At 61.6% G+C, this 11,559-nt stretch carries 9 protein-coding genes and 1 pseudogene; 1 reads left to right on the forward strand and 9 read right to left on the reverse strand.

All coding sequences use genetic code 11. The features are described 5' to 3' along the window. Window positions 1-67 precede the first annotated feature (67 nt). Window positions 68-2,569 carry a TonB-dependent receptor gene (locus ACHWRX_RS03760; protein WP_394658141.1) on the forward strand — a complete coding sequence of 834 codons (2,502 nt, stop codon included), beginning with the start codon at window positions 68-70 and terminating at the stop codon, window positions 2,567-2,569. A gap of 117 nt (window positions 2,570-2,686) precedes the next feature. Here the strand turns inward: ACHWRX_RS03760 and ACHWRX_RS03765 are convergent, their stop codons facing one another. The 9 genes and pseudogenes from ACHWRX_RS03765 to ACHWRX_RS03805 form a co-directional block, all read right to left on the reverse strand. After that, the gene (locus ACHWRX_RS03765; RefSeq protein ID WP_394658142.1) at window positions 2,687-4,036 is read right to left on the reverse strand and encodes an ATP-binding protein; all 1,350 of its coding nucleotides are present in this window, start codon (window positions 4,034-4,036) and stop codon (window positions 2,687-2,689) included. Further along, window positions 4,033-4,710, reverse strand: coding sequence for a response regulator transcription factor (locus tag ACHWRX_RS03770; RefSeq protein ID WP_394658143.1), 678 nt, complete (start codon window positions 4,708-4,710; stop codon window positions 4,033-4,035). Before ACHWRX_RS03770 ends, ACHWRX_RS03765 begins: the two co-directional genes overlap by 4 nt. A gap of 498 nt (window positions 4,711-5,208) precedes the next feature. Beyond that, window positions 5,209-5,418, reverse strand: coding sequence for a hypothetical protein (locus ACHWRX_RS03775; RefSeq protein WP_394658144.1), 210 nt, complete (start codon window positions 5,416-5,418; stop codon window positions 5,209-5,211). A gap of 86 nt (window positions 5,419-5,504) precedes the next feature. Beyond that, window positions 5,505-5,711: a cold-shock protein gene (locus tag ACHWRX_RS03780; protein WP_394658145.1), complete on the reverse strand. Its 207-nt coding sequence runs from the start codon at window positions 5,709-5,711 to the stop codon at window positions 5,505-5,507. A gap of 556 nt (window positions 5,712-6,267) precedes the next feature. Then, window positions 6,268-6,474, reverse strand: a pseudogene (locus ACHWRX_RS03785) (alpha/beta hydrolase family protein); the annotation flags it as partial. Window positions 6,475-6,578: 104 nt separating this feature from the next. Further along, window positions 6,579-7,826 (reverse strand): spinster family MFS transporter, encoded by a 1,248-nt coding sequence (locus ACHWRX_RS03790; protein WP_394658146.1) that lies wholly within the window; start codon window positions 7,824-7,826, stop codon window positions 6,579-6,581. A gap of 45 nt (window positions 7,827-7,871) precedes the next feature. Beyond that, window positions 7,872-10,061, reverse strand: a complete 2,190-nt coding sequence (locus tag ACHWRX_RS03795; RefSeq protein ID WP_394658147.1) for a TonB-dependent receptor — start codon at window positions 10,059-10,061, stop codon at window positions 7,872-7,874. A 399-nt stretch (window positions 10,062-10,460) separates the two neighbouring features. After that, a protein-coding gene (locus ACHWRX_RS03800) for an IS5 family transposase (protein WP_394658148.1) occupies window positions 10,461-11,227 on the reverse strand; the annotation gives its coding sequence in 2 pieces (ribosomal slippage) (window positions 10,461-10,903 and window positions 10,903-11,227; 768 coding nt in all). A gap of 241 nt (window positions 11,228-11,468) precedes the next feature. Continuing rightward, on the reverse strand, window positions 11,469-11,559 hold a 91-nt coding region (locus ACHWRX_RS03805), incomplete at its 5' end, for an IS3 family transposase (protein ID WP_394658149.1).

Genomic DNA, 11,559 nt, shown 5'->3' on the forward strand with positions numbered 1-11,559 from the left:
TGTCGCAATCCAGCCATATTGGCCCGCCCAGCATAACCAAGATCGTTATACAGGGTGCGATTCCACTATGAGACATTCGATTGTGCGCAAGGCGCTGCTCGCCGGCTCGATGCTGGCGACCATGACCGCCACCGCCAGTTACGCCGCTGCCGCTGATGAAATGCCGGCCGCTCCCGCCGCTGCTGCCGATGATGCCGGCCTGGGCGAAATCGTCGTCACGGCCACCAAGCGCGAAACCAATCTGCAAAGCACGCCGATCGCGATCTCGGTGGTGAACACCCAGGTCTTGAAGGATCGCCACGTCCAGAGCCTTTACGATCTGGCGGATGGCGGCGTGCCTTCGTTGCGCGTGGCGACTTTCGAGGCGCGCCAGAGCGCACTGACCATCGGCATCCGTGGCATCGTGCCGTTGGACGCCAACCAGCCCGCGCGTGAGCAGGGCGTGGGTATCTATGTCGACGGCGTTTATCTTGGTCGCCAGCATGGCCTCAACGCCGGCCTATTCGACGTGGAGCGCATTGAGGTGCTGAAGGGGCCGCAAGGTACCCTGTTCGGCCGCAACACCGAAGGCGGCGCGCTCAGCATCGTCAGCAAGGCCCCCAGCGGCGTGTTCGGCGGCCGGGTCGATGGCGGCGTGGGTAACTATGGCGCCTACAACGGTGACTTCCACATCGACCTGCCGAAGATGGCCGGCTTCTCGATCAAGCTGGACGGCGTGGTCCAGCATCAGGATGCCACGACGAAGAACCCGCTGGCAGGCCAGAGCGGCTTCAACTTCTATCACCGCAAGGGCTTGCGCGCCGCGGTGCGCTGGCAGCCGACCAGCTCGATCACCAACGATTTCTCCTACGACGTGGCGCGCGATGCGAACACGCCGTTCTACAGCCAGCTGCTGAACTACAACCCCAACGGTTGCGTCGCCGGACCGCAGGCCGCCGCGCCCAATTGCCGTTTGCCGGGCACCAACTACACCGCGCTGGCCGGTACCGTGAAGCCGCTGCTGCCGGGCGTGGTCGTCAACGGCGACAGCCGCATGAAGGTGGCCGATATCGGCGTGCCGCAGCAGCCCAGCGTGGACAAGACGCATGGCTTCACTAACTCATTGAAGTGGGCCGTCTCGCCCGAGATCGAGCTGCGTTCGATCACCGCATGGCGCGGCGTTGATGCCACCCAGTGGGACAACTCGGGCGGCGCGCACCGCGTGCCGGTGGTCAACCTGACCGCTGCCTGCACCGCCGCCAAGCCCTGCGGTTTCAGCCGCTACAGCCTGGCCGACTTGCGCCAGCGCCAGTTCAGCCAGGAACTGCAGGCCGTGGGCACCGTGGGCAAGATCGATTACGTCGCCGGCCTCTATTACTTCAACGAGCACGTCAGCGATGATGCCGCTACGCCGAACTCCAATGGCGTCTACCGCAACGCGCAAGGCCAGGCCGTCTATACCATCCTCGATCCCTGCACCGGCTCGAACGGGTTCGGATCGCAGATCGGCTGCCGCTCGATCGACCGTGCTTCGGAAGTCTGGTCGAAGAGCTATGCCGCTTATGGCCAGGTCACCTACAACGCCACCGAGCAGTTGCACCTGACGGTGGGTGGACGTTACACGCATGACAAGAAGCGCGGCGTCCTGCACTTCTCGCGCAATGTGAACTACGATGTGAATCCCGCAGCGGCGATTGCGGCGGGCTATAAGCCGCTGCGCGAAACCTGGAACCGCTTCAACCCGATGGTCACCCTGGCCTATGACGCCACGGACGATCTGCACCTCTATGCCAAGTACGCCACCGGTTACCGTGCGGGCGGCGCCAGTTCGCGTACCGCCAACTATCAGTCGTTCGGTCCTGAAGACGTGAAATCCTATGAAATCGGCCTCAAGAGCGATTTCTGGGACCATCGCGCGCGCTTCAACCTGGCGGGCTACATCATGGACCGCAAGAACAGCCAGGTCGACATCAGCTCGATCCAGTCGTTCAACGGTTCGAACTTCAACAATCTGGTGACGATCAACGCCGCCGGCACCACCAAGATCCGCGGTATCGAGGCGGACCTGACGGTCAATCCGCTGGAAGGCCTGACGCTGAACGCGTCCTATGCCTACACCTACACCAAGATCCCGCTGGTGCCGGTCAGCTACACGGCGGCCGGGCTGACGACGACGGTGAACCAGCAGTTCTACATCGTCTTCACGCCACGCAACGCCGCCAGCGGCGCGATCGACTACGCCTTGCCGCTCGGCCAGGGCGACACCACCCTGAAGTTCCACTTCGACGGCAACTACGCGCAGGCGACGCAGGCGTTCGACCAGTTCGGCACCAAGGCGGACGCCTCGTTGATCTTCAACGGTCGCATCTCGCTGGCGGACATCGGCATTGGTGATCGCAAGCTGACGCTGGGGCTGTGGGGCCGCAACCTATTCAACGAACAGTATGTGTTCCGTCGCGATCCCTCAAACAGCCTGCCCGCCGCGCCGACCACCAGCGTGACGACCGGCAATATCAACAACATCCTGGGTGATTACGGCAACTTCAACGCGCCGCGCACTTACGGCCTGGACGCCAGCATCCGCTTCTGACGACCGGCGCGGCGCGGGCGGTCGCGCCCGCGCTGTCTGGAATTCCATACCCCCCTGGGCGTGACGCGCTAATGTGCGTCACGCCTTTTTTATCATCGAGGCGTCAGGGCTGAATGTCTATCCGCCCTGGATCGGCAGGGTGATGACGATGCTGAGGCCTGGATCGCCGTCAGTCAGCTTCATCGTGCCGCGATGCAAACGCACAATCGCATTCACCAGGGGCAGGCCAAGGCCATGGCCGGATTGCCGCCGCCCATGCTCGGTGCGGCCAAAGCGCTGCATTACCACGGTGCGCTGGTCTTCCGGGATGCCGGGGCCATTGTCGGCGACCGTTAGAGTGATTTCGGTGCTGCGCCGGTCCGCCGAGATCCGAATGCTAGTCCCCGGCGGTGTATGCCGCACCGCATTCTCGCAAAGGTTGATCAGCGCTTGGGCCAAAAGCTGGCGATCGCCCCCCAGCGCCAGAGCATCCGGCATGGCGACCGCGATCTGCTGATCACGCTCTCGCGCCAGCGGGGCAACCGTTTCGACTACGCTCTCGACCAGGGCGTTCAGGTCCACCGTCGTAAAGCCTGCGCGGCGTGATCCGCTCTCGATCTCGGCGATCCGCAACATGGCCGCGAACATGCCGAGCAAGTCATCTACCTGCTCGCGCGCCTGCGCGATCGCTTCCTGCAAGGGATCGCCATCGGCGCGGTTCTCCAGCGAAGACAACTCGTTGCGCAGCCGCGCCAGAGGCGTGCGCATTTCGTGGGAGATGTTGTTGGAGACGAAACGGATCTCGGTCATCAGCTGATCGACCCGATCCAGCATGCGGTTGAAGGCGGCGGCCTGCTGATCGAATTCCCCACCATCGCCCTCCAGCGGCACGCGCCGTGACAAGTCACCATCGATGATGGACTGGGCGGTATCGCGCACTTCGCGGATGCGCCGTCCGATCAATCGGCGAAACAGCAAAAGGCCCAGCAGCACCACCACGATGATCGCGCCGAATGCGATCAGGTAGATCTGGCGGCGGGCGGAGCGATAATCGTCGATCGGCTCGGTTTCCCCGAAAACCGCCAGGCGCATTCCCGCACCCACGTCGCGCACATAGATGCGACCGGCGCTCAGGCCCTCGATGCTGTCTTCATCGTCGAGCGAGGAAAAGCCGATCGGCACCGGGCGCGTCAGGTGGGTATTGCCGATGATCGCTCGTCCGGACGGATCGATAAGCAGCAGGCCAAGGTCTGCCGTATCACGCTGTTTCGCCACGTCGATCATCCGCCGCATCAGCTCGGCGCGCGATAGTCGGGCGCCGGGGGGCGCCAGCTCCAGGCTTTCCGACGCGATCCGCCGATCGACCAGCGTCCTGATCGTGGAGCGCGTGGCCCAGTACGTCCCCGCCGCCGCCAGGACCGTCGTCGCCAGGAACAGCGCAAGGAAGACTGCGGTCAGTCCCCTTAGCGAGCGCGGCGCGATCCTCATGCGGGGAGCAGGTAGCCCACGCCGCGCACGGTCTGGATCGGATCGTCGCCAAATTGCGTCAGCTTCAGGCGCAGCTGGCGGATATGCGCGTCGACCAGATTGGTAGTGGTCACAAAGTCATGCCCCCAGACCCGCTCGATCAGCATGGCCCGCGTCAGCACCGTCCCGGCATCGCGCGCCAGTTCCACCAGCAGCTTGAACTCGATCTGGGTCAACGGCACCGGCTGTTCGCCACGCCAGACGCGCAGCCGCGTGGGACTGATCACGATGTCACCCGCGCTGATGGTGTCCGCCGGCTTATCGGCGGCCTTGCGCCCCCGCACCAGGGCGTTCAGGCGAGCGTTCAGTTCCATCGGGTCCACCGGTTTGACGACATAGTCGTCCGCCCCGGCCTCCAACCCTTCGACCTTGTCCATGATCTGCCCCAGCGCCGTCAGCATCAGGACCGGCAGCGTCATGCCATCGGCGCGAAACTGGCGCAGCACGTCCAGCCCGGTCATGCCCGGCAGCATCCAATCCAGGACCACGGCATCGAAGGAATAGCGGCTGATCAGATCGAGCGCGGCCCGGCCATCGTCGGCGACCGTGACCTCATGACCATGGCCCGAAAGCTGCTCACGCAATTGTCGCTGCAACTGGCGATCGTCTTCCACTAGCAGGATGTTCAAGCTCATAAGCACGCACCTCGCCGAACGCCCGGACGGTATCCCGCCCATACGCGCGATCACGCGAGGGACAAGAGCGGAGGCGATATTACCCGACGAAGGTGCTGCCGCTTACGATGCGCAGCCTATGGAATCGTGTGACCGTCAACGAAGCACCAACCCGGCGCTTCTTGTCACGAACGCGTCTTGAAACATGCGAGCGGGGGAATTCCCCCGGCTCTGGTCAGCTTTTGAGAGTGACGATCCCGACGGGACCCGGCTTGACGGATGGGTTGGACGCATTCGGCTTCGGGGGCTTGGCGGCCTTCGGCTTGCGCTCTTCCCTGTTGGATTTCTTCTAGCCCTTGGCCATCGCGGTATCCTCTGCCGTTGAAGTCACCCGCTAATCGAGAGAAGAGGGGTTGACCGGTCTGCTTGGGCCTGGCCTGAACCATGCCCTCCTGTCTCGTGATCACAGGCCCCGCTGGAGCCTGTGGCCCAGCCTGGTGTTCCCGTGCCGAGACCTTGCTACTTGGTAGAGTACTCGCCCGGTTGAGCCTGGAAGTTTTCGCGAGCAAACGCACGCACGGCATTGGCCGTCTTGAAGGTTTCGTCTTGAAGGGTCGTGGTGACCAGAGGATAGCCTCGCGAGTTGTAGCGCGTGGTCCTGACCGTAAGGCGGAAGTTTCCGGCCTCGTCCTTGTTGATAAGGAACGGGCGGCTGCTGGGATCGGTCATGGCTGGAACCTCGTTCTTGAAAAAACTTCGCTGCGGAAAGACGCGATGATGCGGTCGGCCGTAGCCATCCGCATCATCGCCGAATTTCAGGCAGACTGAAGATTTACGGCCGAGGTCTTGCCACGGCGATCGGTCTCCAATTCGTACATAACGCGCTGGTCCTTATCCAGCGTGCTCATCCCGGCGGCCTGAACCGCGGTAATATGAACGAAGGCGTCTTCCTTGCCGTTCTCAGGCGCGATGAAGCCATAACCCTTGTCGGGATTGAAGAATTTTACGGTTCCAGTGATCATATGGGTATCCTTTATCCCATGTATGACGGGTATGCGCCAATCGCGGCACATCCCGGCTTCGGTGAGGCAAGTAAGGGACAAAGGAGGGAAGCGTGGCTTCTCAAAGGTCCGTCGCAGGCGACGTCGGCGACTTCTGTGTAGACAAATCGCAGTAAATTGCAAATGGCGTGGGGTGGCGCACGGCACCTAGAACGTTTTCAAGGCCATAGCGTCTTCCGCCGATCGCGGCGGCGGCGGCTTGCAAAGCGTCTTTAAGAAGGTGGTGCCGCTTACAGGACTTGAACCTGTGACCCCCGCATTACGAAGGCTAGTCACGGATCTTCTTAGGCCGTTGTAATCGATACGTAATTGTCCGGCTGGTACGCCTTTTTTGCCGTCGACCCAGTCGCATCCCAGTCTGACCTGAGGTCGGGATTTGGTCGTTGCCCAGTAAAAGCGCTTTGACGTGGGAAAGTCGGAAATTTCGACCTGCGCCAGACCTGCGAGGGTGACCAATGAGGTACGTCGTGGCAGCTGAAGGAAAGCTGGTGAAGCGGTCACGCCGCTCAATTGTCGATCAACTGGCCGGGTTATGTTTCTGAACGAACCGAACAGTCTCCAAGAGCATGCGTTTGCGAGTGTCCTCGCGCGAAAGCAAGTGATCCTCTCCGTTTAGCGTGACCAGCCCGTATGGCTTGTTCGCGCCCTTTAGGGCGTTCGCCATGAACTGGCTCTGCCGATACAGTACTCCGGTGTCGTCCTTCCCGTGGATCGACAACACTGGCTCATCCGCGTTCGCAGGCGCATTCTATACGAGAGCCGTTCTTCGCGCGATGAATGGTCACTGCTAACGCCGTCTGGGTATATGTTATATCAACAAGACTTAGTTCATCGTCTTTCACTCCGAGTGCGGATCAACGCTGAAACCCGCCATTGCACGTAAGCCGCCAGCAGCGCTGTGGGCGCGAGCGCCGCGAAGCCGGCGACGATCGAACCCTCACCCAGGCGCGGGGCGAAGGCGTCGCTCACCATCCCGACATAGAGCGGGCCCAAGCCAGCCCCGATCAGGTTGTTGATGAGTAGGAACAGCGCCGAATACAAACTGCGGCTCTCAGGCGCGCTGTTGTTCTGAATGACGGTGATCAGCGGCGCGAGGAACATATTGCTCACGCCCAATGCGAGCAAGCCCGCGACCAGCCCCAGAGGCCATCCTGGCGCCAGGGCTGCGAGGACGATCAGCACCGACAGCGTAATCGTCGATGCCATCGGCACCAGTGCGTAAGCGCGCGCGTCCCTTCGGGCGAGCCGATCGGCCAGCCAACCCGCCGAACTGACACCTAAGCCCACCAGTACCGCGCTCGGCAAACCATACCACAGGCTGAGATCGCCCAATGTCATCTGCTTCGATCGCATCAGCATCGCCGGTAACCAAGCGGCTATGGCATACGTGGAGAATGCGGTCAGCCCCGATCCCAGCGCCGTCGCGCGCAGCAGCGGGTCGGACAGGAAACCGGCGATGATCTTTCCCAAAGGTTCGCCTTTCGGAGCGCTCGGCGCACGTCTTGGCTCGGGTACCGTCAGCCATAACAGTAGCGCGAACAGGACACCCGGCAGGCTAATGACGCCCAGCGCCCAACGCCAGCCATACATGGCGGCAAGCCAAGCACCCCCGCTGGCACTGATGAGCGCGGCAAAGGAGGAACCCAGATGAAACACACCCAACGCGCCGCCCCGCCGTTCGGACGCGTATAGATCGGAGATCAACGAGTAAGACGGAGCCGTGCCGCCTGCTTCGCCCAAGCCCACGCCCGCGCGCGAGAGCGCAAGCGTGGCGAAGCTGGTGGCCAGCGATCCCGCCGCCGAACAAGCCGACCATAGCGCGCAGCCCACGGCGATGACGCGGGTGCGGCCAAGGCGGTCGGCCAGCCAACCGGCGGGTATTCCGAAGGTCGTATAGAACAAGGCGAACGCCAGTCCGGTCAGCACGCCGAACTGGGTATCGCTGATCGCCAGGTCGCGCCGGATCGGCTCGGCCAGGATCGCCAGGATGCCTCGATCCATAGTGTTGACCATATAGATCGCCGTCAGCACGAACAGAACATAGCGACGTCGGCCATCGCTTACCGCCATCGTCATGCTCGTAGCTGCCGGTCCGTGTCGAACTGCGTCACGACGGCCACGTCATCGACCGAGCGCCAGCGTGACGCGTCCGCCGATGACCCGTGGCTCGCCCCAGACCGTGTAATAGGTGTTCGCATTGGAGTTGCCGCCCGTCTGGTAATTCTTGTTCAGAAGGTTGCGGGCGAAGACGCCGAAGGACCAGCGCGACCCTTCGGGCGACCAGGCGATATCGCCGTTCACCAAAGCGTAGCCTTGAGCTTTGTTGATATAGCTGAGATCCCAAGCCATGCTGGATCGGTAGTAGATGTTGGCGCTGCTGGTCAGAACGCCGCCAGCCAACGGCTGCGCGTAGCCGATGGTGGCGCCGGCCGTCCATTTGGGCACCCGGATGAAGCGCTCACCACTCACGTCGACATTGGTCCGCGTCTGCAGGCCGGCAGCGCCGTTCGCCTTAGGCACGTTGACGACCGCCGAACGGAAGTCGTCATAGCGCGCGTTGGTATAGGAAGCGAAGGCATCGAGCGTCAGGCCATCCACGATCTTGCCATGGACTTCCGCCTCCGCACCGTAGGATCTGCCTGTCGCGGCGTTGAACAGCACCACATTGAACCCGGTGGTGTTGAAAGCGGACAACTGGATCGCCTTGTAATCCTGATAGAATACCGCGGCACTGGCGCGCCACGGCCCATGCGACAGCGTCTTTACACCCAGTTCATAGGCGGTGAGCTTCTCGGGATCGGCCTCGGGCTGGGTCAGATTGGTCGAATTGTATGTCCCGCTCTTGAACCCTCGACTGTAGGAGGCGTAGATGTTCACCACGTCTGGAAACTCGTAGGCGATGATCGCGCGAGGCGTGAAACTCTTGAACAGGCGGCTCTGTCCGGTGTTCGTCGTGACTACGTTGGCAGGTGAGATCTGATAGCCTTCGATCGAGCGACGTTCCCAAGTGTAGCGAGCGCCGCCCGTCACCTTCAAGCGCTCGCCGATCGGCACCGTCACTTCGCCGAACGGAGCGGCGGATTTCGATTTCAGATCGGCATAGAACGTCGTGACCGACAGCGGGGTCACGCCATTCGCACTCGATTCACCTGTCCGTGGGGCATAAGATGCCTTGGCCGAATAGAGGAACAGGCCAGCCACCCACTGAATGCTCGCTCCGCGCGGTGCACTAAGGAGGAACTCCTGCTGGTAGGTCCGTTCGCGCGACCGGATGCGAGACGCCGCCAGATTCAGCGGCCCCTGGTCGGAATCGAGGTGTGACATGTTGTGAACGCGTGTCATCGACGTTTGCGACGAAAGCGAGACGTTGTCTCCCTCATACGCCAGTTTGAAGGAGCCGTCATACGTCGCCACCCGATTGACGGGCACGAACGACAACGCCGTATGGCGTGGCTTGGTTGGCACGGGCAGGTTCGCACCCGCCGGCAAGCCGGTGTATGCCGGTCGGCTCCCACCCGCCAGGATTGGCGCGTAGGCAACGCCGCTGGCGTCGCTGGTATGCGCGTACTGGAACAGCGCGGTCGCGGTGAGGGTATCCGAAAGCGCCAGGGCTAGCTTGGGCCGAACGACGACATCGCGGATGGCGCCGATGTCTTGGTCCAAATAATCGTCGTGGTTGTAGCCATCCGCGCGGCGATACATTCCCGATAAGCTCAACGCCGCAGTAGGCGAGAATGGCACCGACAAGTAGCCTTTGGCCTCAAGCGTGTTGCGTTCGCCATAGGCGACGCTGCCTTGGCTTTCGACTTGCGTAAAGGATGGCGTGCGGGTTGTAATCAGAATTGCACCGCCTTCAGCGTTGCGTCCAAACAACGTACCTTGCGGGCCTTTGAGAACCTGGATCTGCTCGATCCCGGCCAGCGCGAAGTTGTTGCCCACCGCGCTTGGTTTGTAGACACCATCGACATAGACCGCGACGTTTGCATCGTCGCCGAGCGCTGCGTTGTTCGTGCCAATGCCACGGATCGTGGGAATGACGTTGATGCCAACCTTGGCCATGTTAAGGGCCGGCGTGGCCTGGCCAATCAGCGAACTATCTGCAATGCCGGCCTGATCAATCGCAACGGCTGAGATTGCCGTGACACTGATTGGGATGTCCTGGATGTTCGCTGCACGGCGCAGGGCGGTAACGACGATATCGTTCGCCCCGCTATCTGCCTCTCCATCTTCCACATCTGGAACGTTGTTCTGCGTCTGCGCTTGTGCACCGCTGATAGATGCGATCAGAACAAATGCAGACAGACAAACCATACGCCGGTTCGGGAAAATTATCATCTCTCGCATGTCTTCCCCCACATTGTGGCTCACTGGCCACTGGCTCAGGGAATGTCAGCAAAAGTACTTCCGCACAATCCCTTCCCCCTTTAAATTATGCATGAAATGGAGCCACCAGATTTAAGGAGAAAGGCGCACACACCTGTGCTGTAGTTATCAGATTAACCCAATAGTTGCTTCGTAGTAACAAAACTCTCGCTAAACAGTAGTTTGCGTTGATGTCGCTACGGGTCTAAGTAGCTGTAGTTGTGACCCAGTGTCGCCACCTTCGCAACCTAGCTTCGGGGGCGTTCCTACTTCCATCGTCAGTAGCTTGCCAATTCCAGCTCGGCATCTTCCACCGCCTCGTGCATATCTGGATTGGCGCCGAGTGTATTAGGCCATAGACTCATAAGCCCGCAGCCACAGCCGCAGCGAGGCGAGCTGGACCATGGCGAGGAAGTTGGCGGCGAGCTTGTCGTAGCGGGTGGCGACTCGGCGGAAGTGCTTTAGCTTGGAGAAGAACCGCTCGATCAGGTTACGCTTGCGGTAAAGCCGCTTGCAGAAGCACGGCTTCCACTTGCGGTTGCTCTTTGGCGGGATGTTGGGCGTAGCGCCCTGGTCCTGGATCAGCGCGCGGATGCGGTCGGCATCGTATGCCTTGTCGGCGAGCACGATAGTGTGAGGTTCGAGGTGGTCGAGCAGCGCGTCGGCGATCTGCCCGTCGTGCGTCTGCCCTGCGGTTAGGCCGAGCCGGATTGGGAGACCTTGCGCGTCGACGACGACGTGGATCTTGGTCGTGAGCCCGCCGCGAGATCGACCGAGACAGTGATCTGCACCCCCCTTTTTGCCGTCGCGGCCTGCTGGTGGGCGCGAACGGAGGTGCTGTCGATCATCTGGATGTCGCCATCGTGCGCGGCGGTAATGGCGTCCATCAGCCGGTCCCATACGCCCGCCTTTCTCCATCGCACGAAGCGATTGTAGCAGGTGGTGCGTGGGCCGTAGCGCTCAGGCAGGTCGCGCCACGGCCCACCTGACCGCAACACCCAGAAGATGCCGTTCAGCACGCGCCGATCATCTACACGCGGTACACCGCGCGGTTTGTTAGGCAGGAGCGGCTCGATCACGCGCCACTCGAAGTCGGTCAGGTCGTATCGGCTCATGATGCCGCTGAATCAGAAGCTGGCGCGTGATGGAAGATGCCAAGCGGCGTACTCTACTTGCGAACGGAGCGGCGCCTGATAGCATTCACGGATGAATGAGCTGGCAATCAGCGGAATAATCCTCGCCGCGATAGCCGCTGGCGCATTGGCGGTCGGCTTTGCTAACGGCGAGATGCCGTTCAACTATAAGGCCCTAGACACCGGTCGTGGACTTGTAACGGTTTTGTGCCGGTCACCTCTCTCATAAAGCCACCTTGGCTTCGAAGGCGAGCGGGCTGATGCCGCCCAGATATGAATGACGACGACGGGTGTTGTAGAAGCCATTGATGTAC

Origin of the sequence: uncultured Novosphingobium sp. (assembly GCF_964277725.1) — a bacterium.
In the GTDB taxonomy this organism is placed as follows: domain Bacteria; phylum Pseudomonadota; class Alphaproteobacteria; order Sphingomonadales; family Sphingomonadaceae; genus Novosphingobium; species Novosphingobium fluoreni.